The sequence below is a fragment of the Pseudoalteromonas haloplanktis ATCC 14393 genome, assembly GCF_000238355.1.
GTDB lineage: Bacteria > Pseudomonadota > Gammaproteobacteria > Enterobacterales > Alteromonadaceae > Pseudoalteromonas > Pseudoalteromonas haloplanktis.
Window position 1 is genome coordinate 477,799 of record NZ_AHCA01000002.1, and the last position, 23,692, is coordinate 501,490.

Genomic DNA, 23,692 nt, shown 5'->3' on the forward strand with positions numbered 1-23,692 from the left:
GACCATCCTTTTATGCCCAACTATTGAGCGGTTGTTATTTTATATCATCATAACAACTTAAGGATGGATTGCAGCTTTGTGCGATAAATTACTGTAACAGAGTGTAAATAACGTTATATACACTGTTTAAAGTTTATATTCTTCGTTATCTCGCTTTTTAAGTTCTGTAATGACCATATCCATCATCTGTTGCTTAACTTCTGCTTGCTTAGATTGCAGTTCATTAAGCTGCTGCATCAAGATATCTATTTGTTCTTGTTGCTGGGATTCTCTGTAGCGCTTAACGCCCGTATGCTCAGGTGCTATTTTTAAACTTTGCTGTTCTTCGCTTTGTTCAGATTTAACCACCTCTGCAGTGGCACTTTCTAGCTGCAGGTGGCGTTGGATTGGGTCTTGTTTGAGTTTACTAATTTGCGCTTGCAGTACATTAATCTTTTGCTCTAAATCGTCGTATACTTGTTCTAAGTTTTCATATTGTCCCGCAAAGCTGGCATCTTCATCGCTGTATTGTTGCGCCTTGGCATCTAAAAACTCAGACAGCGTATATTGAGGCTCATCATCTTCTTGCACACGCTTTTCTGCTAAATGTTTCTCGTAGTTACTTTGAAAGCTTTTAGCTTCGGGAAGGTTAAATACCGGTGATATCTTCATTATTTCATCCTGAAATGGTCTTAATAAAGGTATCGGCATAAAATAACAAAACTTTAAGACAACTACTTTGCCACTAAGCAATAAAATTAAAGGCAATGATTTAAATCGCCGCCTTTAAAAATCCTGTTAAGATTCTATTTTTAGCAACTCTACCTCAAATATCAATAATGATGCGGGTGGAATACTGCCAACACGCTTTTCGCCGTAGGCAAGTTGATGAGGAATATAAAAAGTAAATTTGTCGCCTTCACTCATCAATTGTAAGCCCTCTGTCCAGCCTTTTATCACTTGGTGTAAGCCAAAGCTGATCGGGCTATTACGATCGACAGAGCTGTCAAATACAGTGCCATCAAGCAAAGTACCGTGATAATGCACGTTCACCATGCTGGTTGGGCTCGGTTTTGCTTCATTACCACTGCGCTGCACAATTTTATATTGCAGGCCTGAGGCAGTTTCAACGACGCCCTCCACCTTACTATTAGCCACTAAAAAGTCGGCCTCTATTTGCGCATTTTCAAGTGCTTGTTGCTTTGCTTTTTTACTACTTTGAAAAATTAAAAAGCATAAAATGGCGATAATCACCGCCAACATAATGTTGATCATAACTATTCTTTCTCGTGTTCTTTTTCGTCGTTATCGCCATTAACGATATCAGCAATTTCACTTAATCGTGCCAAAGCAATACCATTGACTGAATTGTCTGGGTATTGTCCGTCTTTAAGCTCACCAGCGGGAATATCCATTAATAAGTTAAGTGCTTGGTCAACAGTTTCAACGGCATAGATATGAAACTTGCCCAACTCTACCGCATTAAGAATTTCATCATCTAGCACTAAGTTGACTTGATTCGACTTAGGAATGATGACACCTTGCTCAGACGTTAAACCACGCATTTTACACAGCTTAAAAAAGCCTTCTATTTTCTCATTTACGCCACCAATGGCTTGCACATCACCATGTTGGTTAATTGATCCAGTCAATGCGATCGATTGGCTAATAGGCAGGCTGGTGATTGCGGAGATCAATGCACAAAGCTCCGCGAGCGATGCGCTATCGCCATCAATGTAACCATAGCTTTGTTCAATAGCGATATTAGCGCTGAGCGTTAAACTAAACTGCTGGGCGTATTTATTGCCTAAGTATCCCGTCAATAGCATCACGCCTTTTGAGTGAATCGCTTTGCCAAGTTCAGCTTCGCGCTCAACATCTATAACCCCATCAGCGCCTGCATATACAGTGGCAGTTATACGCGCAGGTGTACCAAAAGAAGTATCACCTATGTGCAACACAGTTAAACCATTTACCTTACCTACCGCATGACCGTCGGTGGCAATTAATGTGTGCCCTTCTTTAATATCGCTGAGCATGTTTTCACTTATTTGCCCGGTGCGATATTGTTTACCTTCAATAGCTTCATCAATGTGATGTGCATCAATAAGGCTAAGATTATCTTGCTTGGTATAAAAACTGGCTTCTGCGACTAGCTCCAATACATCGGCAAAACGAGCCGATAACTTATTATGATGCTCTGCTTGGCGATAACTAAACTTAAGTAAACGCGCCATTGCTGATTCCGTTAAGCTACACTTTAGCGTCCCTTCACAATACTCAAGCACTTTAGTAATAAATTGATACTGCAATTTATCGCTGCTAGGTAAGTAATAATCAAAATCAGCAAGCACTCTAAACAACTCAGCAAATTCTTCGTCGTACTCACCGATGGTGTAATACAGCTCGCGAGAGCCCAATAAAATAATTTTCACATCCAGCGGAATTAGCTGCGGGCGTAACGTAAAACTGCTGCCAACGGCGCTGTCTTGATACGGTAAGTCATTTTTAATTTGATGGGTTTTTAGAGATAATTTTAAGCCATCCCATACTTGTGGATTCGCCATTACTTTTTCAGCGTCCATGATCAAGTAACCGCCATTCGCCCGATGCAACGCACCTGGCTGAATTGAACGATAACTGGTGATCAACGAGCCTTGTGAGGTCGCATACTCAATTTTGCCAAAAATATTACCAAAGGTTGGATTTGGTTCATACACGACCGGCGCTGCATCGCCTTCTTTAAACTCCACCAAAATATTAGGCGCAAAAAAGTCTGTTAACATGCCTTTGCGGTCAAAGTCTTCTTTGTTTTCATCGCTTACATCTTCGTCGTCAAGCCACTCAAGCACTGCGTCGATAATTTCTACGCGAATATCTTTTAAATAACGTAGCACGCCGATGTGAGCGGCATATTTATGTTCAAGATCTTTAAGTAAGGGTTTGGTGGCAAGTTCAGCTGTCGATTTTTTTAAATTACGCAGTTTTTCAGATGATTCGCGCTTCCAACGTGGTAGCTCAATAAGCGCTTCAATTAACGCATCTTCGAGCTTTTCGATAACTTCGTAAAATTGTTCACGTAATTCATCATCAAGCTCAGCAAATTCAGCATCACTTAACTGTTTGCCATCAATAAGCGGGGCAAAGCCCACCACACTTTTTTCTTCTATTAGGGCAACGCTTTGTTCCAAAGCTGCTATTTCAACTTCAGTAATTGCACTATCGTAGGCGTCGTTGAATTCACGATCGATTTTTTTCTTTTTACGCTGATAAGCTGGGTTATCGAATGCCGCTGGAAAGGTGTCGAGTACTTCGTCAATAAATGAGTCAATGTCATCGGCAAGTTGTTTGCTTTGACCTGCTTGCATAAATAACGCAATAGGCTCACGGTGGTCATCATAATTATTGACATATAACCATTCGTTTGGTGTCGGACGCCCTTTGCTGTGCGCTTCAAGCTTATCTTTTACTAATGTAAAACGACCATGAGCAGCTTCGCCCATTACATATACGTTGTAACCAGGTAGTTCCATTCCGAGTGAAAAATCAAGTGCGCTTTGCGCACGTTGTTGACCAATAAAAGTCAAGGTTTCTGGATATGGATTGCTCATGCACGTTTGCACATGATTAAGTGAAATTGTCGGCGCAAGGGCCGACACAGGTAATGGCAGCAATTTTTTCGTCATTCTAACTTCTTTTTATACCAACATATTCGTTGATTTTAGGGTGGTGTCAGTACACATAAAAGCACTGCTCACTAAGCATTTAAGGTTGTAGTGCCTTGCGGCTAAAGTAAATACCATCACATTCAGGACAAGCTGTAATTTGCGTTGCATGGTAAATATCATAACTATGTTGGCAATTCTTACATACTAATGTGCCCATGGCTATCCATTCACCTTGGTGATAGACCCCATTGTGCTTAAAATCTTGATCTAATGCGCGCCACTCCAGCTGAGTTTTGTCTTCAATATGAGATAATTCAAACCACAAAGACTCTTTAAGTTCTTGCCACGCAAGAGAATCATAGTGTTGATCATGTTCTTGAATATGGTCAATATCACGCTTTAAATATTCTCGGTATAAAGTGAGTTTTTGTTGCCCTAAATCTTTGAGCGCTTGTTCGGATTCAATGAACTTGTCCATTGCATCTTTCAGCTCGTGCTCTTTTACATCTTTTAACCACGTACTCAAGTCTGTTAACCACGTTTTATAATCAGCCATTGTGTGCTCCTAGAAAAATGATGAAAAATCAACACTCAGATTAGATAAGTATAGGTTAACCTGCCCTGAAAACTAATTTAGTTGCGAATTTATAAAAAGCGCCAATTTGGCGCTGTGAATAGCGCTTTTTTTGGGGTATCCTATCGACAATTTTTTATTAGTTTGCAAGAAGTCTGGAATCGTAGATGCAAGAGCAATATAACCCACAAGACATAGAGTCAAAAGTCCAAGCCTACTGGGAAGAAAACCAAGTATTTAAAGCCACTGAAGATGAAAGCAAAGAAAAGTATTATTGCCTTTCTATGTTCCCTTACCCAAGTGGCCGACTCCACATGGGTCATGTGCGTAACTACACAATTGGTGATGTTGTTTCTCGCTTCCAACGCTTGCAAGGCAAAAACGTTATGCAACCTATGGGTTGGGATGCGTTTGGGTTACCTGCTGAAAATGCGGCTATTAAAAACAAAACAGCCCCAGCAAAATGGACCTACGAAAACATTGATTACATGCGTACCCAACTTAAGCAATTAGGTTTTGGTTATGACTGGGATCGTGAAATCGCGACCTGCCACCCTGACTATTACAAATGGGAACAATGGTTTTTCACTAAGCTGTACGAAAAAGGCTTAGTGTACAAAAAAATGTCAACGGTAAACTGGGACCCAGTGGATCAAACCGTGCTTGCAAACGAACAAGTGATCGATGGTCGCGGTTGGCGCTCAGGCGCTGTGGTTGAGCAAAAAGAAATTCCACAATGGTTTATTAAAATTACTGACTACGCACAAGAGCTACTTGACGACTTAGACAAGTTAGAAGATTGGCCTGAGCAAGTTAAAACTATGCAACGTAACTGGATTGGCCGCTCAGAAGGGCTAGATATCGAGTTTACCCGTACAGATAACAACGAAAAGTTTAGCGTATATACAACTCGCCCTGATACTTTCATGGGAGTTACATACCTCGCTGTTGCCGGTGCCCACCCAATTGCACAAGAAGCAGCTAAAAATAGCGATGCAGTTGCACGCTTTGTTGAAGAGTGTAAAAACACCAAAGTTGCTGAAGCAGACATGGCAACCATGGAGAAAAAAGGCATTGCAACGGGCTTTTTTGCAACTCACCCATTAACCGGTGAGCAAGTGCCTATTTGGGTTGCTAACTTTGTATTGATGCATTACGGCTCAGGCGCTGTAATGGCAGTACCTGCACACGACCAACGTGACTACGAATTTGCAAGCGCTTATGGTTTAGATATCAAACAGGTAATTGCACCTGCTGCAGGCTCTGAGCTTGAAGTTAACTTAAAAGAAGAAGCATTCACTGAAAAAGGCGTGTTAGTTAATTCAGGTGAATTTGATGGCCTTGATTTTGACAGCGCGTTTAACGCTGTTGCCGATAAACTTGAAGCCCTTGGCGTGGGTGAGCGTAAAGTAAACTTCCGCCTACGTGACTGGGGTGTAAGCCGCCAGCGTTATTGGGGATCACCCATCCCTATGCTTAGCGACGAAAACGGTAACGAGCTTGCTGCAACTGAAGATATGCTGCCGGTACGCTTACCAGAAGACGTAGTAATGAACGGTGTTACCTCACCAATCAAAGCAGATCCACAGTGGGCTAAAACAACAGTCAATGGCGCGCCTGCATTTCATGAAACAGATACCTTTGATACCTTTATGGAATCTTCTTGGTATTACGCACGTTACTGCAGCCCACGCCATGACGAGGGCATGCTTGACCCTGCGGCGGCAAACTACTGGTTACCAGTAAACCAATACATCGGTGGTATTGAACACGCAATCTTACACTTATTGTACTCACGTTTTTTCCACAAGTTATTACGTGATTTTGGTCTAGTAAACTCAGATGAGCCATTTGATCGCTTATTATGTCAAGGCATGGTATTAGCTGAAACTTTCTATCGTAAAGATGAGAAAGGCGGCGATGTGTGGATTTCACCAAGTGATGTTGAAACTGAAACCGACGAAAAAGGCCGTGTTACTAAAGCGTGGCATAAAACCGACGGCGAACCCGTATTCTCATCGGGTATGAGCAAAATGTCGAAGTCGAAAAATAACGGTATCGACCCGCAACAAGTTATTGCCCAGTACGGCGCGGATACGGTACGTTTATTTATGATGTTTACTGCACCACCGGAGCAAACGCTTGAATGGTCTGATTCAGGTGTTGAAGGCGCGCATCGTTTTATCAAACGTATTTGGAAATACGCTGTTGACGTCAATACTGTTGGTTTCCAAGCCCTTGATAAATCAGCTCTCAACAACAATCAAAAAGTTTTACGTCGTGAGTTGCACAAAGCGATTGCAAAAGTGACTGATGATATTGAACGCCGTCAAACATTTAATACTGCGATTGCTGCAATTATGGAAATCTCAAACAAATTGTTAAAAGCACCTTTAGCTGATAAACAAGATGTTGCGATTGCTAACGAAGCACTTGAAGCATTATTAATCATGCTTGCGCCAATCACTCCGCATTTGTCGCATCAATTGTGGCAAGAGCTTGGTAAAGAAGGGGACATTTTAGCTGCATCTTGGCCTGTTGTTGACGAATCAGCCCTTGTTGAAGATGAAAAGCTTATCATTGTGCAAGTTAACGGTAAACTGCGTGCTAAATTGACCGTACCAGCCGATGCCACTAAAGAACAAGTAGAAGCTCAAGCTTTTGCTGAGCCTAACGTGTCTAAATTCACTGATGGCGTTACTATCCGCAAAGTAATTTACGTACCAGGTAAACTACTTAACGTGGTTGCTAACTAATTATGGCTGCTATTCATGCCATAAAAAACGGACTAGCCTTAGCGCTAGTCTGTTTTTTGTTATCAAGCTGTGGCTTTCATCTTAAAAAAGCATCAAGCCTACCGGATGATTTAACCACCCTCACATTAAGCGGTGATGATGAAAAATCAGCGTTATTCGCGATGCTTGAAAAAGAGCTGACATTGAGCAAAGTTGAGTTACTCAGCACACCTAAAAAAGACGTAGCGCAACTGTATTTATTTAAAGACCGTTTAGAACGTCAAACATTGTCATTATTTAAAAATGGCCAAGTTGCCGAGTACGAACTAGCTTACAGCGTACGTTATCTACTCAAGCGCCCAGGTAAAGATGCAATCGAACAGAGTTTTGAGCTGTATCGTAATTACCAAGACGACCCTGATAACGCACTTGCTAAAGCGAAGGAATTGGAGCTATTGCTTAATGAAATTCGTATGCAAGCCAGTCGTCGTATCACTCGAGAGCTGTCGCAACTGTAATGCGCTGTTATGCGAATCAATTACCGAATGAATTAAAAAAAGGCATGCAGCCCTTTTATTTAGTGTTTGGTGAAGAACCCTTTCAAGTTGCACAATGCGCCCAGCAAATTCGCCACACAGCTAAACAGCAAGGCTTTGATGAAGTTATTAAATTTACTTTAATGCCAGGCTTTGATTGGCAAGAGCTGATTGCACAATATCAAAGCATGTCATTATTCAGTGCTCGTACGTTAATAGAGCTGGATCTAAACTTTCAGAAACCAGGCACTGTTGGTAGTCAAACTTTTAAGCAGTTAGTTGAACTTAACAACCCTGATACCCTACTGATCATTACAGGTGCAAAAGCCAGCCAAGATATTCAACGCAGTGCCTGGTTTAAAGCGTTGGATAAATTCGGCATTTTTGTCCCCTGCTACCCACTCACTGGCAACCATTTAAGTCGTTGGTTAGACGAGCAATGCCAGCGCTTGCAGATCAATATGCAAAACGACGCAAAACGCACTTTAATAGAAGCGACTGAAGGTAATTTATTAGCCTGCTTTCAAGAACTTGAAAAACTGTCACTGTTGCATGGCACTGCGACGATTGATCAGCAACAAGTATTGCAAGGGTTATTAAATCAAGCCAAGTTTGATATTTTTGATCTAACCGATGCATTGCTGCATGGTAATAGCCGCCAAGCAATTAAAGTACTGAATAAGCTGGCAGGTGATAACACCGAAGCTGTCAGTATTTTATGGGCTATTACTAAAGAAGCAAATTTGTTACTTACCTTGCAGTTAGGCTTACAACAAGGTGAACAGTTAGCAAGTTTATTTAAACAAAAAGCAATTTGGAAAAATCAACAAGGGCCAATTCAACAAGCACTTAGTCGTTTATCAATCGCAACCCTTGAGCAAATTACTCAGCTTTTGGCACAATTTGATGCCAGTTATAAGCAAGGTAATTTAGTTAAACCCTATCAAGCGCTAGCGCATATTTGTTTAGTTTTTTGCCAACCATTAGCGTTTCCTTTGCCTGCGCATCCACTCAACTAATTATTAGGCGTTTATGATGATTGCATTGTTTGGTGGTACTTTCGACCCCGTTCACTTAGGTCATATTAATATGGCCAAGCATTGTGTAAAACACTTTAACTTAGCAACCTTGTATTTTATGCCATGTGCAATCCCGGCCCATAAAGCGGCTCCAGGGATCAGTACGGCACATCGAATTGCAATGCTCAAGGCTGCTATTGCGCCATACCCTTATTTTCAACTCGACTTACGAGAATTAAATCGCACAGGCCCATCCTATTCATTATTAAGCTTGCAAGAGCTACGTGCGCAATACCCTCAACAACCAATCTTGTTCTTAATTGGTATGGACTCCTTTAATAGCTTAGATAAATGGTATCAGTGGCAAACAATTACCCAGCTATGCCATATAGTGGTTTTTCAACGTCCGGGGCTAAAATGCAGCGCTCATGGTGAATTAAAAGCCTACCAACAAGCCAGCGAATGCAATGATAGCACCGAGCTCACAACACAACCGGGCGGCAAATTATACTTTTTAACGGGTGAAGAACTGGCCATTGCCTCAAGTGATATACGTGATGCAATAAAAAAAGGTATAAATTACAATGAACTTCTCCCTAAGGCAGTGGGTCAGTATATTCAACAACAGCAACTTTATCTAAGTGATGAATAAATACTGGTTGCGTGATAAAATAACAGCTATTCACTTTTTAATGAGATAACACCTTGGATACGAAACAACTACTTGCCTTTGCAATAGACAAAATCGACGATATGAAAGCACGTGACGTGGTTAATATAGACGTAACTGCAAGCTCAGACATTACCGACTACATGGTTGTATGCTCTGGCACATCAAAGCGTCATGTACTGTCAATTGCAGACCATTTAGCAAAAGAAGCTCGTCACGCAGGTCAAGAACCACTCGGTTACGAAGGCCAAACAGATGGTGAATGGGCACTGGTTGATTTAGGCGATGTAATCGTACACGTAATGCAAGATCACGCACGTAGCTATTACGACCTCGAAAAACTATGGAGCTAAGCTAAACGCTCACTAATTTTACTAGAGTTTGGATGTAACACGTGAAGATACAAATGATTGCCGTTGGTACCAAAATGCCAGCATGGGTAGAAGCGGGTTTTACTGAATATCAGCGCCGCTTTCCAAAAGATATGGCGTTGGAATTAATTGAAATACCCGCGGGTAAACGTGGCAAAAATGCAGATATTAAGCGAATACTGCATATTGAAGGTGAAAAAACCTTAGCCGCCATCCCGAAAGGCAATCGTATTGTTACACTTGAAGTAACAGGTAAAGCGCTTGATACTCACCAATTAGCAAAAGACATGGAAAAGTGGCAACTGGATGGCCGCGATGTGAGTTTGCTAATTGGCGGACCTGAAGGCTTAGCACCAGAGTGTATTGCAGCTTCAGAGCAAAAGTGGTCACTCTCAAATTTGACCCTGCCCCATCCATTGGTGCGTATTATTGTTGCAGAAAGTCTTTATAGAGGCTGGAGCTTAAACAATAACCACCCGTATCATCGCGAGTAGTCATCACGCATGCGAAAACACAGGCCCACGATTAGGGATCACTCTGCAGAGGCAAATCTATTTGCTCGCCGTGCTTTTGTGGGCTTTGTGTTTGTCACTATTTTAGTTGCGGTGTTATTGTCAAATTTATACACCATTCAAGTAGATGATCATCAAGACTACCAAACTCGCTCTAACGATAACCGCATTAAAGTTATTCCGATCGCACCTAATCGCGGTCTAATTTACGATCGTAATGGTGTATTACTCGCTGAAAATAAACCCGTCTATAATCTAGAGGTTATTCCTGAAGAAGTGGATGATCTTGATGCATCCCTGTCTGCCTTAACGCAATTTATTGATATTTCAGATCAGCAAAAAAGCGATTTTATAGACGATATCAAACATAACCGCCGTTTTAAAAGCCAGGTACTAAAAGCACGCTTAACAGAGCTTGAAGTGGCCCGTTTTTCGGTCAATCAGCATAAATTCCCAGGTTTTAGCATCGAAGCACGGTTAGCACGTTATTATCCGTATGCTGACACCCTAACCCATGCGTTAGGTTATGTTGCTAAACTCAATAAAAAAGAACTGGCTAAACTCGAGTCTGAAGATCAAGGCACTAACTACCGTGCCACCCATGATATTGGCAAACTGGGGATTGAAAAATACTATGAGCAATTGCTACATGGTCAAGTTGGCTCACAACGTGTTGAAGTAAATAACCGTGGCCGCGTAATTCGTACCTTAAGTATGACACCACCACAACCCGGCCACGATTTAGTGTTGACTTTAGATATCGGATTACAACAAATTGCACAACATGCCTTTAAAGATATGCGTGGCGCTGTGGTTGTCATGGATGCCAAAGACGGTGGCGTATTGGCGTTATATTCTAACCCAAGCTACGACCCCAATTTATTTGTTCATGGTATTAGCAGCAAAAATTACAAAGCGTTGTTAAATCCAGATAGACCACTGATCAATCGCACCACACAAGGGCGCTATGCTCCCGCATCTACGGTCAAACCTCACTTAGCTATCTTGGCACTTGAAGAGGGTTTAGTCACCGAGCATACCACTATTTGGGACCCCGGATTTTTTCAAATACCGAATGTGGACCATAAATGGCGAGATTGGAAACGCTGGGGCCATGGCCATGTTGATGTTTACAAGGCGATTGAAGAATCATGTGATACGTATTTTTATGATACGGCTTATCGTTTAGGTATCACTAAAATTAGTGACTTTATGGCGCAATTTGGTTTTGGTGATTTAACCGGTATCGATATTCATGAAGAAACCACCGCGATTCTCCCTTCAAAAGAATGGAAAGAAGCGCGATTTAAAGAGTCATGGTGGCGAGGAGATACAATTTCAGTCGGCATTGGACAAGGTTACTGGACAGCCACACCAATGCAAATTGCCAATGCACTCAATATTTTAGTAAATAAAGGGATTAACCGCCCTCCTCACTTAGTGCAAGTTGCTAAGCAAGAAAATCAGGTTGTACAAATTAATAATGAAGAAAAGCCACCAGTGATACTCAAGGATCCAAACCATTGGCAAATTGCCTTAGATGCGATGCATAATACAGTTACCAAAGTGACCGGTACTGCTCATAAAGCATTTAGAGGGGTAAGCTATGACCCTGCTGGTAAAACAGGCACTGCTCAATTAGTTAGTATTGCCCAAGGTGAGCGTTATGATGCAAAATCGCTAAAAGAGCGCCACCGTGACAATGCCATTTATGTTGGATTTGCACCTTATGATGACCCACAAATTGTGGTGTCTATCGTTGTTGAAAATACCGGCGGTGGTAGTACCGTAGGTGCACCTATCGCCCGTCAGTTAATGGATTACTATTTCTCGGCTAATCCCATCAATATCGCTCAGAATGAGGCGCCATAATGCAGCTTGATGATAAACGTTCTATGTGGGATAAATTGCATCTAGATCTGCCATTATTACTGGCATTATTTACCTTAATGGCTGCCAGTTTGGCTATTGTCTACAGTGCCAGCGGCCAAGACAGCGCAATGATGATCCGCCATGCCACGCGTATGGCTGGCGCAATTATTGGCATGTTTGTGTTAGCACAGCTTTCACCTGCCACACTAAAGCGCTTAGTTTTCCCACTGTATTGTGCTGGTTTATTAATGCTTGTTGGTGTGTTAATTTTTGGTGTCAGTTCAAAAGGCGCCCAACGTTGGCTTGATTTAGGAGTTACCCGCTTTCAGCCATCTGAGCTCATGAAAATAGCCGTCCCCATGATGGTTGCTTGGTACATTGGCCGTAATCACTTACCGCCTAAAGCCGTGCATTTAGTTGTTGGTTTTGCCATAGTTATGATCCCAACATTGCTTATTAAAGAACAACCCGACTTAGGCACCTCAATATTGATAGCCAGCTCAGGTGTATTTGTGTTGTTCTTATCTGGGTTAAGTTGGCGGTTAATTGGTTTTTTAAGCGCCTTAGTGGCACTTGCTGCCTGGCCATTTTGGCACTACGGCATGCATGACTATCAAAAGCAACGCGTTTTAACCTTATTTAATCCTGAAAGTGACCCGCTTGGCTCTGGCTACCATATCATTCAATCAAAAATTGCCATTGGTTCAGGGGGGATTGAAGGGAAAGGCTGGTTACAAGGTACGCAGTCACAATTAGAGTTTTTACCTGAGCGCCACACTGATTTTATATTTTCAGTATTAAGTGAAGAGTTTGGTTTATTTGGGGTGTGCTTATTACTCTGTATGTACTTATTTATCGTTGGCCGTGGCTTGTATATTGCGGTTAATGCGCAAGATGCTTTTGGCAAGTTATTAGCCGGTGCCCTCACCCTCACTTTTTTTGTTTATGTGTTCGTAAATATAGGCATGGTATCAGGCCTGCTGCCTGTTGTTGGTGTACCCCTACCGCTTATAAGTTACGGCGGTACTTCGATGGTCACCTTAATGGCAGGATTTGGCATTATTATGTCTATCGCTACGGATAAAAGGATGTTACTGAAATAATGCACTCTTTAGTAAAGTTAATTACGCTCACTTTTTTCACCATTTTTTTAGCCGCATGCAGTAGCTCAGGTAGTAAAACCGATCATAGCAGCCGTTATAGTATGCGCCATGACGCTGCACCGTTGCGTGTACCAACCGAATTAGAAATGCAAGATGCCGTTGTAGTCCCCGTTACCAAAAGTGCTAGCGCAGGCCGTCCATACACCGTACTCGGTAAAAACTACACTCCAATGTTAGATGAAACTGGTTATAGTGAAGAAGGTATCGCATCTTGGTATGGCCGTAAGTTTCATGGTTATCATACCTCCAATGGTGAGGTGTACGATATGTTCGCGATGACCGCAGCGCATAAAACGCTCCCTTTACCTAGCTTTGTAAAAGTAACCAATACCAGTAACGGGAAATCTGTCATTGTCCGTGTCAATGACCGTGGTCCATTTCATGATGATCGTTTAATCGATTTATCCTACGCAGCTGCGTACAAACTGGGTTACTACCATCATGGTACAGCGAAGGTTAAGCTTGAGGCGGTTACTATGGCCGATTCAACTGCGCGACAGAGTTACATCCAAGTGGCGGCAGGAAGTACCTTAAAGAATATTGAAGCACTGGCGTACACCCTAAGACAGCAATATCAATTACCCACCAATATCGTGGAAAAAGATGCAATTTATAGATTGCGCTTAGGACCAATTAAAGACGCTGAACAAGCACAGCAAGTACTTGAAAAATTAAAACTGGATCAATTTCAAAACGCGTTCTTGCTTTACAGTCAATAAGACTAATACCCAAACTCCCCCCAGTGAGTTAGTTTAAAAACGACACTCGCATCTCGGGGTCGTTTGGGTATAGAATGGAGTAACGCGAATCTTTAACTTTAACCATTAATGAGTATGATGAAATCTATTAAATACAAAATTCTCAACGGTGTGTGCGCCTTAGTATGCTCTGCTGCCGTTTTCTCAGCGACCGCCCAAATCATCCCAGCCCCTCCTCAAGTTAATGCAAAAGGTTATTTTCTTGTTGACTTTACAACAGGCAAAGTGATTGCCGAAGGCGAGCCTGATACCCGCCTTGCTCCAGCTAGTTTAACTAAAATGATGACCAGCTATGTGATCGGCACCGAGATCAAAGCAGGTAACATTGCACCAACTGATATGGTTACGGTAAGTGAAAAAGCATGGGCTAAAAACTTCCCTGAATCATCAAAGATGTTTATCGAAGTCGGTAAGCAAATTAGTGTTGATGATCTAAATCATGGAATCATAGTGCAATCTGGCAATGATGCCTGTGTAGCTATGGCCGAACATATCGCCGGGAGCGAAAGCGCATTTGCGGATCTAATGAATGCACACGCTGATAAATTAGGTATGAGCAATACTCATTTTATTAACAGCCATGGTTTAGATACCGATGAGCATTTCACAACACCACGCGATATGGCAACGTTAGGCGCAGCGCTGATACGTGATGTACCAGATGAGTACGCCGTGTATGCAGAAAAATCATTTACTTTTAATGGTATTAAACAATACAACCGTAACTCACTGTTATGGGATGAAAGCTTAAACGTTGACGGTATCAAAACAGGCCATACTTCAGAGGCAGGTTACAGCCTAGTTACCTCAGCGACTAAAGACGACATGCGTTTAATTGCTGTTGTTATGGGCACCTCGAGTGAGCGAGCTCGTAAAGTTGAAAGCAAAAAGTTACTTAACTATGGTTTCCGTTTCTTTGAAACAATTACACCATATAAAGCAGGCGACAGCTTTGCTGAGCAACGTATTTGGATGGGTAATAAAGAAAACGTATCTCTCGGTATTTTAGAGGATACACCAATTACTATTCCGCGTGGTCAGCGTAAAAATTTAAAAGCAGACTTCAAACTTGATAAAGTATTAGAAGCTCCTCTAGCTAAAGGCTCTACGGTAGGCACTTTATCGTTACAGTTAGAAGGCGAAGTTATTGCGCAGTATCCGCTAGTAACACTTGAAGAAGTTGAAGAAGGTAGCTTCTTTAGTAAAATTTATGATTACCTACGTTTACAAATAATGTAATACATAGTTAAAGAATATAAGCGCCTTGCACTGCAAGGCGTTTTTTTTTGCTTTAAAAATGGTAGAATGCGCCCCATATCTAACCGACAAATAATCTGAATAGCAATTACATTACTTATGTAAGCAATTATAGTGCAAAAAACGTCGCTTAGTGCAGCTAAGTATTGAGCTTATCGACTTGTTTTTACATCAAAAATTTACCGTGATTGGTGGTAATTTAAAGCACTCAAGCCAATGCGCTAATAATGCAATTGTTATTATGGTCGAGAGCAGATTAACAGAACGGTTTATTGTTTAGCTAAGTAAAACTAAACACACATTAAGTATGAGGAGTCAACGTCGTGGCTACACCGGTAAAAAATACTAAATTTGATGAATATTTAGAGTACCCTTGCCCATTTACATTTCGTGTAATGGGGTTGGCAAACGTCAACTTAACAGATCAAATTCTAACTAAGTTACAACCTATTGCACCTGGCGACTATGCTCCTAAAGTAAAACCCAGTAGTAAAGGTAATTACGAGTCAGTTAGCCTTGTAGTTACAGTAACCAGCGGCGCTCATATTGAAGAAATTTACAACGTTATCAGTGCGATTGATGACGTACGACACATGCTTTAAGCGCAAAGCGGAGTCAGCAGTGAGCGAAAACACCCTAATCGTCCGTCAACTAGGTAGACAGCGTTACATGCCAATATGGCAAAAAATGCAAAACTATACCGACGTACGTACTGAACATGATGCAGATGAAATCTGGCTCGTTGAACATGAGCCCGTATTCACGCAAGGCCAAGCCGGTAAAGATGAACATCTACTTGCGCCAGGCGACATAGAAGTGATCAAAGTTGATCGCGGTGGTCAAGTCACCTATCACGGACCAGGTCAGCAAATGATGTACGTTTTATTTAACTTACGTCGCTTAAAAATTGGCGTGCGAGAACTGGTCACTTGGCTTGAAGAGTGTATTATCGATACACTCAATGATTATGGCATTGCAGCCTACGCCAAAGCAGATGCACCAGGGGTGTATGTTAACGACAGCAAAATAGCATCATTAGGGCTTCGCGTTCGTCGCGGTTGTTCTTTTCATGGTCTAGCACTGAATGTAAACATGGATATGAGCCCATTTCTGCGCATTAACCCATGTGGTTATGCGGGCATGAATATGGTGCAAACAACCGACTTAAACGGCCCAGAAAATCTTGCACAAGCAGGTACTGGACTCGTAAAACACATGATAAAAAAACTTAATGCAACTGCCGTTAAGTATACTGAAGGGTTTGAAAACGAATGAATAAACCAGTCAAGATGGAACCAGGGGTAAAACTGCGTGACGCTGAAAAAATGGCGTTGATCCCAGTCAAAGTATTGCCGACTGAAAAAAACGAGATGTTGCGTAAGCCAGAATGGCTAAAAATTCGCTTACCTAAATCAACCGAACGTATCGACGGCATTAAACAAGCCATGCGTAAACATGGTTTGCATTCAGTGTGTGAAGAGGCTTCATGCCCTAACCTATCTGAATGCTTTAACCACGGTACAGCAACCTTTATGATTTTAGGCGCTATTTGTACGCGTCGTTGCCCATTTTGTGATGTTGCACACGGTCGTCCATTAAAACCTGACGCCGCGGAGCCTGAAAAACTCGCATTAACAATTAAAGATATGAAGCTAAGTTATGTAGTGATCACCTCTGTAGATCGTGATGATTTACGTGATGGCGGCGCACAACATTTTGCTGACTGTATTCGCGAAATTCGCAAACATAATCCAAAAATCACTATTGAGATTTTAGTACCCGATTTCCGTGGCCGTATGGACCGCGCACTAGAGATTTTAATTGAAACACCACCTGATGTTTTCAATCATAACCTTGAAACTGCCCCACGATTATACAAACTTGCCCGTCCAGGTGCTGACTACAAATGGTCATTAGAATTACTGCGTCGCTTTAAAGAAGCCCACCCAGAAGTGAAAACTAAATCTGGCTTAATGGTTGGTCTTGGTGAAGAAATTAGTGAAATCGAAGAAGTGTTACGTGATTTACGTGCGCACAACGTCGACATGCTTACTGTAGGTCAATACCTACAACCTTCTAAGCACCACTTACCGGTCAAACGCTACGTGCCACCAGCTGAGTTTGACGCACTGAAAGAATACGCCGATGAAATTGGCTTCACTCATGCAGCATCAGGGCCATTTGTTCGTTCAAGCTACCACGCTGATCAACAAGCCGCAGGCAAAGAAGTAAAGTAACCACCTCGGTCACGATTGAAAAAGCCGTTAGTGATGCATAAGCAACTAACGGCTTTTTTATGCGATTGATGCGCCTTTTTATCGCAATACTGTTGGGTTATTAACTATTATAGCTTGTTAAAATGGTTAAATATTTAACTCGATACTCTAGGCCTTAAACGAGATCACTCAGCGGATAAAGTTCCTTTTTTAATCGAAAAATCAGCAAATCTTACTTGCTCTTCATCAGCGCGAAGGCTGTCTGTTTCAACTATTGAGCGATATATGCCCCATTTAGGCCGTGCAAAGTCTTTCTCGCTAAAGCCACGCCACATATCTATATTTTGTTCGTGAATATTAAATATCTCTTGTTTATCGCTTAAACGGGTTAATGTCATTGCAAACTGACCGTTTTCACTAAAAGTTGCTTGCACAAACACCTCAACCCATTCATCTGTAATCAGTGACCAATCAGTTTCAATAAGATTTTTATCAAGCCCTGTGCTCTTCCCACTTTCATCAAAGCCGGCACTATAGCGTACTTGTAATTGATTACCTGTACTGTTTTTTTGAGCTCCAGAGAGAGTAATTATGGGTTGATCGTCATTACCATTGGTATTGTCGTTACTCTCGTTTCGTGCCTTTATTTGAAAGAAATGGCTAAATTTACTCGTGAGTTCAAGCTCACTACTTACTTTAAATTTCCAACTATATTGGAATGTTTCATCTTTATAAGCGAGCGTCGAATCTGGTGACTTATCATATGCTTTGATTTCGTTGCGTTGTCTATCACTTGGACCGCTATCTTTGTCTTGATCGTCATCACGATGCGCTAAAAAAACAAAATGACTTCCAACTGTCGTATCTGTATCTTCTATAATGTGTAACACACCTTGGTGGTTTCCTTCATACATATCAGGAGACTCAATAGAGCCTTTAGCAAATACATTCTCAATTAGAGTGTACGCATCGGCTCCTTGATCAACACCATCCGATTTTAATACAACCTCAGATATTGCAATAAACCCCATTAAAGCGTCTCTATCACCTCCTTCAATTGTAATTGTGATTTGTGCTGTTGTTCCATCAATAGCAGTTACCGTAACAACATCTTCTAATAACTGGCCTTTTGCTAAAGTAGAAATATCATGGTTATCAACATCCACAAAATATGACCAATTCCCCTCTTCATCAAGATTAAAAAAACCATAAGATGAAGGTGAATTGGTCTGAACATTAAAGAAATCTTCCCCAGACTGCGCATCAGTAATATTTAACTTACCATTGATATTTAAAACTGTAGTGTTATTTAACTTTCCTATTTTTTCGCCACTTATAACTGCCGGATCTTGCTTAGCAATTGCAGTATCGGCTGTACTCTTAGTATCAGAACTACCACACCCAGCTAGAGCACTTGATAAAACAGACACATAAAACATAGTCCTTAGTTTGGAATTACAGTTAATCACAGGCAGTCACTCACATAATTGGTATGCCAATAATATAAATTTTAACTTACCAATTAACAACAAAAATTTAACTTTTGATTTTTCTAGCTCGTCGTTTGGGTTGCAATATTACTAAAGGAGATGTACTAAAATAACTTATGTAAGCTGGGCTAATGAGTATGAGGGCTTTTAAGTTTTTCCACATTACTTCTTTCTCGCTCCATAGCATGTTTTTCGTGGGCGACTAGTTGTTCAAGTTCTGCCTCTGGTAATGGCGTAATTGCCGCTTCGCAGCTAAACTCAATATGCGGTAAAACATGCGAAAACACATAATACACGCGCGCTATATGAAATTCAGAGCTAACTAAGATAGCTTTTTTGGCCTCAGCGCTTGCTAAAATAGGCTCAGCAAGTGTGGCATCTTCAAATGTAAAGCGGCTTAACGCAACCGGCAAAAATGCATTTTCAGGCACGCCAAGTTTAATTAAATAAGCTTTAGTTAAATCGCCATGTGCAGTATTAGTCGTATTGAAATGTGCCCCAAAACCACCAGTACAAAGTAATTTAGAATATGGCTGCTGCAAAAATACTTGATACGCCTTGTCACACCGGCTTTTGGCAATCGCCGTTAAACTACCATCGCTATTATTAGGTGCACCTAACAGAATAATTACACTGCTCATACTGATCCTTGTTACTGAAACTCAACCATTTCACTAAACAATATTCTTTATTTTGCTAATTAGAATAAAAGTGCAGACCGGCTGCACTTTTAATTAATATTATCAAACAAGCCTATTGATCCCACTCAGGGGCAAAGTCTGGCGTTGCTTGGCGATCACTACAATCGAGCGCATCAATACGGGCAATATCTTCCTCGTCCAGTTTTAATGCTTTGTCATTAAAGTTATCAACTAAATTTTTACGCTTAGTTGATGATGGAATGGTGGTCATACCGTTGGCATTTTCCCATGCAATCACCACTTGCGCAGGACTTGCGCCGTGCTTATTAGCAATATCAATTATTGTTTCATCGCTTAACACTTTACCAACTACAAATGGCATATAAGCAGTGACATGAATGTCATGTTGCTGACAAAATGCCCGTAGTTTAGTGTTAGTTAAATATGGGTGCACTTCTATTTGATTGGTAAATATTTCCCGTGAGTCCAGTGTTTGCATAGCCTCTTTTAAATTCGCTATGGTGAAGTTAGAAACCCCAATATGCTTAGTTAAGCCAAGCTCTTTTGCCTTTAATAATTGCGTTAAATACTCGCTCATTGGTTCATTGTTTGATGGCGCAGGCCAATGGATCAACAATAAATCGACCGAATCAAGCTTAAGTTTCACCAGCGACTCTTGCACACTGTCTATAAAATCATTTTTGTTGAGTTTGTTATTCCACACTTTAGTGGTAATAAATAACTCATCTCGTGGAATATTACTGTCTTTTATCGCTTGGCCAACTTGCTCTTCGTTACCATAAATTTGTGCTGTATCAATATGGCGAAAACCCACCTCTAATGCCATTTTTACAGATTCATACGCGGTTTTACCTTCAAGACGAAATGTTCCCATGCCTAACTCCGGCATTTCTGTTACACGCTGTGTCATGATTTAATCCTTCTAAAATAATCGGTTTAAAATACAAACTTGTTAAATTTCTAACTAAAGTTTTTCGAAATACACCTACTACTTTTTAATTTAAAATTTTGACCTCAAGTAAGGTATGAGGTCATTAACTTTAGTTTCAAGAGCTGGTGTGAAGTTAAAGAAAACACCTTATGTATGCTGCAACTCACGCTTGTCTAATAAGCCATTGTAACGAGTGACCAACAGTGCCAACACTGAAATAACAGCACCAATCCACGCAGTGTCTTGCAAACTCATATTCTCTACGACACTGCCGCCAATAATTGACCCTAGGGCAATACCAATGTTAAACGCAGCAATGTTTAACCCTGATGCCACATCTACCGCGTTTGGTGCGTGTTGTTGCGCTTGTTTAACAACATACAATTGCAATCCTGGAACATTACCAAATGCGAATGCGCCCCAGACTAAAATAGTCAAAACCGCAGCAACTTTTGAGCCCATCGTAAAAGTAAATAGCAATAGAATAATGCTAAGTGCACTAAAAATAAGCGTTAGCGCACTGATCGGCCCACGCTGGTCAGCTAGTTTTCCACCCCATATATTTCCTACTGCTACAGATCCCCCATAAACCAACATGATTAAACCAATAACTGAAGGCGTAAACCCCGTATGCTGCTCTAATATAGGTGCTAAATACGTAAACGCGGTGAACGTGCCGCCATAACCAAGTATTGTCATTAAATAAACCAGCAGTAAACGCGGTTTGATCAACACGTGTAATTGTTCTTTAAATGTTGCCGGTGCTGACTGCTTTAGATTGTTAGGTACCAACATAGCGCTACCAATTAATGCAATTAAGCCAAGCATCGACACCACTAAAAATGTTGCCCGCCAGCCAAAGTGCTGACCAATCCAGGTACCCAATGGCACACCGGTTACCAATGCAACAGTAAGGCCTGTAAACATAATGGCAATGGCACTTGCTTCTTTATTTTTACTAACCAAACCGGTAGCAATCATTGAGCCAATAGAGAAAAACACCCCGTGAGCAAGCCCTGTTAATATGCGCGCTATGATCAGAGTTTCGTAGCTGGGCGCTTGCCATGCAAGCAAATTACCGATCACAAATAACGTCATTAAACTCATCAATACAATTTTGCGATTCCAGCGCCCAGTCAAAGCTGTCAATACCGGCGCACCGATAGCCACACCCACAGCATATAAACTAACTAACAACCCTGCGCAGGGCAGACTAACACCTAAGTCTCCCGCAATGGTAGGTACTAAACCAACGATCACAAACTCTGTAGTTCCTATCGCAAACGCGCTTAAAGTAAGCGCCCATAAAGCCAATGGCATCATTACATCCTCACAATTAAAGTAGGTGCACAGTTTGGCTAAAAAAACATTTGCAAAAAATAGCGTAAATGACAAAATACTTTTGTCAATTATGCAAATATAAAGTGGTAACTTTAATGGCTGTGCACGCTAAAACAGAAGATCTAGAAACCTTTATCACTGTGGTTGATTGTGGTAGTTTTTCTGCCGCTGCCAACTTACTGGATCAGCACGTTGCAAAAGTATCGCGGGCTGTCTCTCGACTAGAAAACACGTTGCAATCTACTTTATTAAATAGAACAACACGCCGCATAGAGCTGACAGAAGAAGGTCATACCTTCATTCAATACGCCCGAGAAGGGTTAAATACACTTTATTCAGGCGAAGAAGCTATTAAGCTATTAAAAAAGGCACCGAGTGGCCGCCTGCGGATCGATGCCGCAAGCCCATTTGTACTGCATCAGCTTATGCCATTAGTTCCAGAGTTTAGAAAACACTACCCACAGATAACACTCGACATTACATCACACGATAATATTATTGATTTATTAGAGCGAAAAACCGACTTAGCCATTCGTATTGGTGAGTTAAAAGACTCAAATCTGCACGCTCGTAAGCTAGGAAATAGTAAACTACGAATAGTAGCTGGGGCTGATTACTTAAAACATGCCCCACCCATTCGTACTAGCGCGGATTTGCAAAACCATACCCTGTTAGGATTTACTGATGCTGCAAAGCTCAATCAATGGCCATTGCTTGAGCCTGTAAAATTAACCTTTGATCTTTGTGCAAGTAGTGGCGAAACAATCAGACAACTGTGTATTGCAAACCAAGGCATCGCCCTACTTTCAAACTTTATGGTAACTGATGACATAAAAGAAAATAAGCTAATCGAACTACTACCCGAATCGCTCATTACACCAAATAATCGCGAGCCTGTTCATGGGGTGTATTATAAAAGCGGTGCTGTGTCGTCTCGTATTACGGCATTTTTAGACTTTATACAACCACGGCTAAGTTTATAAGCTTGAATTAAAATAGAGCCGAAAATCGCGGCTCATAATAAATGAAAATAACGACCAAACGCGCGTGCGTTAACCCCTTGGTTAATTAAGCGTAACTCATTAAACTGTGTGTACATGCAGCACTTTATAAACGATAAATCATGCCAGATAACCATTTTCTCAGCCTAGTATCTGAAACTATCTCAGCACTGAATACACCTAAATTTAGTGCCAAAATAATGCAACTGACCCATGCATGCCTAGCGTTTGATTGTGCAGTAATACTTGGTTGTAAAGAAGCTAAACGCCCTATTTATCTGTATGATTCAATTGAAAAAGAGCGGGAACTACTGTTTCAGCGTTATTTAACCAATGATTATCAAAATGATCCCTTTATACGGTATTTAAATACTCATCAGCAGCAAGGAATTTTTACACTTAAAGAAGTTATTAGCAAAGATTTAGACTACCACGCTTATTGCCGACGCTTTTACCAACAAACTGGGTGGAAAGATGAACTGGGTATATTCATCGAAATAGAGCCTGAACTTTGGGTGATCATTTGCTTAGGTTTTATAAATGATAAAAACCATATCAGTATAAAGCGACTATCTGAGCTTAAACCATATTTTTGTATCATCGAGTCTTTATGTCGACAGCACTGGAAAAGAGCCGACTTTCATTTAGCTGAGCCGATCAAAGACCATTTAGGCGGCACTCAGGTGCATGCCTCAGTGCAACATGCATTAACGACTTTTGGTCGGGATATACTAACTAAAAGAGAACAAGAAATAACAGTGCTAATTGCACAAGGCTACGATAGTAAAGAAATAGCATTAAAGCTGGCGATCAGCGAAGGAACAGTTAAAAATCACCGAAAACGTATTTACCAGCAGCTCAACATTGCATCTTTAAGTGAGTTTTTTCAATTGTTTTATAACCACCTAATTACCCTACCAAAGTAAAAACTATCCCT

At 41.2% G+C, this 23,692-nt stretch carries 23 protein-coding genes; 15 read left to right on the forward strand and 8 right to left on the reverse strand.

All coding sequences use genetic code 11. The features are described from left to right. Positions 1 to 126: 126 nt before the first annotated feature. The 4 genes from PHAL_RS0106265 to PHAL_RS0106280 form a co-directional block, all read right to left on the reverse strand. Entirely contained in the window at positions 127 to 651 is a 525-nt protein-coding gene (locus PHAL_RS0106265) for a hypothetical protein (protein WP_016707572.1), read from the reverse strand. Between the two features lie 126 nt (positions 652 to 777). Continuing rightward, positions 778 to 1,254: an FKBP-type peptidyl-prolyl cis-trans isomerase gene (locus PHAL_RS0106270; protein ID WP_016707573.1), complete on the reverse strand. Its 477-nt coding sequence runs from the start codon at positions 1,252 to 1,254 to the stop codon at positions 778 to 780. Positions 1,255 to 1,256: 2 nt separating this feature from the next. Next, positions 1,257 to 3,665 carry a Lon protease family protein gene (locus PHAL_RS0106275; RefSeq protein ID WP_016707574.1) on the reverse strand — a complete coding sequence of 803 codons (2,409 nt, stop codon included), beginning with the start codon at positions 3,663 to 3,665 and terminating at the stop codon, positions 1,257 to 1,259. Between the two features lie 79 nt (positions 3,666 to 3,744). Further along, positions 3,745 to 4,203 (reverse strand): zinc ribbon-containing protein, encoded by a 459-nt coding sequence (locus PHAL_RS0106280; RefSeq protein ID WP_016707575.1) that lies wholly within the window; start codon positions 4,201 to 4,203, stop codon positions 3,745 to 3,747. Between the two features lie 185 nt (positions 4,204 to 4,388). Between PHAL_RS0106280 and leuS the strand changes: the two genes are divergently transcribed. The 13 genes from leuS (at position 4,389) to lipA (ending at position 17,351) form a co-directional block, all read left to right on the forward strand. Continuing rightward, the gene (leuS, locus tag PHAL_RS0106285; protein ID WP_016707576.1) at positions 4,389 to 6,977 is read left to right on the forward strand and encodes a leucine--tRNA ligase; all 2,589 of its coding nucleotides are present in this window, start codon (positions 4,389 to 4,391) and stop codon (positions 6,975 to 6,977) included. 2 nt (positions 6,978 to 6,979) lie between these two features. Further along, a complete protein-coding gene (locus tag PHAL_RS0106290) occupies positions 6,980 to 7,474 on the forward strand; it encodes an LPS-assembly lipoprotein LptE (RefSeq protein WP_016707577.1) in 495 nt (164 codons plus the stop codon). Further along, positions 7,474 to 8,511 (forward strand): DNA polymerase III subunit delta, encoded by a 1,038-nt coding sequence (holA, locus tag PHAL_RS0106295; protein ID WP_016707578.1) that lies wholly within the window; start codon positions 7,474 to 7,476, stop codon positions 8,509 to 8,511. The genes PHAL_RS0106290 and holA overlap by 1 nt, the downstream gene beginning before the upstream one ends. Before the next feature lie 16 nt (positions 8,512 to 8,527). After that, a complete protein-coding gene (gene nadD / locus PHAL_RS0106300) occupies positions 8,528 to 9,163 on the forward strand; it encodes a nicotinate-nucleotide adenylyltransferase (RefSeq protein ID WP_016707579.1) in 636 nt (211 codons plus the stop codon). A 53-nt stretch (positions 9,164 to 9,216) separates the two neighbouring features. Next, positions 9,217 to 9,534 (forward strand): ribosome silencing factor, encoded by a 318-nt coding sequence (rsfS, locus tag PHAL_RS0106305; protein WP_016707580.1) that lies wholly within the window; start codon positions 9,217 to 9,219, stop codon positions 9,532 to 9,534. Positions 9,535 to 9,575: 41 nt separating this feature from the next. Continuing rightward, positions 9,576 to 10,046, forward strand: a complete 471-nt coding sequence (gene rlmH / locus PHAL_RS0106310; protein WP_016707581.1) for a 23S rRNA (pseudouridine(1915)-N(3))-methyltransferase RlmH — start codon at positions 9,576 to 9,578, stop codon at positions 10,044 to 10,046. A 9-nt stretch (positions 10,047 to 10,055) separates the two neighbouring features. After that, on the forward strand, positions 10,056 to 11,936 hold the full coding sequence (gene mrdA, locus PHAL_RS0106315) for a penicillin-binding protein 2 (protein ID WP_016707582.1): 1,881 nt from the start codon (positions 10,056 to 10,058) through the stop codon (positions 11,934 to 11,936). Beyond that, positions 11,933 to 13,039: a rod shape-determining protein RodA gene (rodA, locus tag PHAL_RS0106320; protein WP_085999740.1), complete on the forward strand. Its 1,107-nt coding sequence runs from the start codon at positions 11,933 to 11,935 to the stop codon at positions 13,037 to 13,039. Before mrdA ends, rodA begins: the two co-directional genes overlap by 4 nt. After that, on the forward strand, positions 13,039 to 13,818 hold the full coding sequence (locus PHAL_RS0106325) for a septal ring lytic transglycosylase RlpA family protein (protein ID WP_016707584.1): 780 nt from the start codon (positions 13,039 to 13,041) through the stop codon (positions 13,816 to 13,818). The genes rodA and PHAL_RS0106325 overlap by 1 nt, the downstream gene beginning before the upstream one ends. A 117-nt stretch (positions 13,819 to 13,935) precedes the next feature. After that, positions 13,936 to 15,096, forward strand: a complete 1,161-nt coding sequence (locus PHAL_RS0106330; protein WP_029216057.1) for a serine hydrolase — start codon at positions 13,936 to 13,938, stop codon at positions 15,094 to 15,096. A gap of 341 nt (positions 15,097 to 15,437) precedes the next feature. Then, positions 15,438 to 15,716, forward strand: a complete 279-nt coding sequence (gene ybeD / locus PHAL_RS0106340) for a DUF493 family protein YbeD (RefSeq protein ID WP_016707587.1) — start codon at positions 15,438 to 15,440, stop codon at positions 15,714 to 15,716. Positions 15,717 to 15,735: 19 nt separating this feature from the next. Beyond that, positions 15,736 to 16,389 (forward strand): lipoyl(octanoyl) transferase LipB, encoded by a 654-nt coding sequence (lipB, locus tag PHAL_RS0106345; RefSeq protein ID WP_029216058.1) that lies wholly within the window; start codon positions 15,736 to 15,738, stop codon positions 16,387 to 16,389. Then, the gene (gene lipA / locus PHAL_RS0106350; protein WP_016707589.1) at positions 16,386 to 17,351 is read left to right on the forward strand and encodes a lipoyl synthase; all 966 of its coding nucleotides are present in this window, start codon (positions 16,386 to 16,388) and stop codon (positions 17,349 to 17,351) included. Before lipB ends, lipA begins: the two co-directional genes overlap by 4 nt. Before the next feature lie 164 nt (positions 17,352 to 17,515). Here lipA and PHAL_RS0106355 read toward each other — a convergent pair whose 3' ends face one another. From PHAL_RS0106355 to PHAL_RS0106370, 4 genes are all read right to left on the reverse strand, one after another. After that, entirely contained in the window at positions 17,516 to 18,769 is a 1,254-nt protein-coding gene (locus PHAL_RS0106355; RefSeq protein WP_016707590.1) for a VCBS domain-containing protein, read from the reverse strand. Positions 18,770 to 18,948: 179 nt separating this feature from the next. After that, a complete protein-coding gene (locus tag PHAL_RS0106360; protein ID WP_016707591.1) occupies positions 18,949 to 19,461 on the reverse strand; it encodes a YdcF family protein in 513 nt (170 codons plus the stop codon). Positions 19,462 to 19,573: 112 nt separating this feature from the next. Then, positions 19,574 to 20,392, reverse strand: a complete 819-nt coding sequence (gene dkgB, locus PHAL_RS0106365) for a 2,5-didehydrogluconate reductase DkgB (protein ID WP_016707592.1) — start codon at positions 20,390 to 20,392, stop codon at positions 19,574 to 19,576. A gap of 168 nt (positions 20,393 to 20,560) precedes the next feature. Further along, complete coding sequence (locus PHAL_RS0106370) at positions 20,561 to 21,733, reverse strand: MFS transporter (RefSeq protein WP_016707593.1); 1,173 nt, start codon at positions 21,731 to 21,733, stop codon at positions 20,561 to 20,563. 116 nt (positions 21,734 to 21,849) lie between these two features. Here PHAL_RS0106370 and PHAL_RS0106375 point away from each other — a divergent pair, with 116 nt between their 5' ends. Beyond that, complete coding sequence (locus tag PHAL_RS0106375; RefSeq protein ID WP_016707594.1) at positions 21,850 to 22,737, forward strand: LysR family transcriptional regulator; 888 nt, start codon at positions 21,850 to 21,852, stop codon at positions 22,735 to 22,737. Between the two features lie 140 nt (positions 22,738 to 22,877). Beyond that, entirely contained in the window at positions 22,878 to 23,681 is an 804-nt protein-coding gene (locus PHAL_RS0106385; protein ID WP_016707596.1) for a LuxR C-terminal-related transcriptional regulator, read from the forward strand. Positions 23,682 to 23,692: the final 11 nt, after the last annotated feature.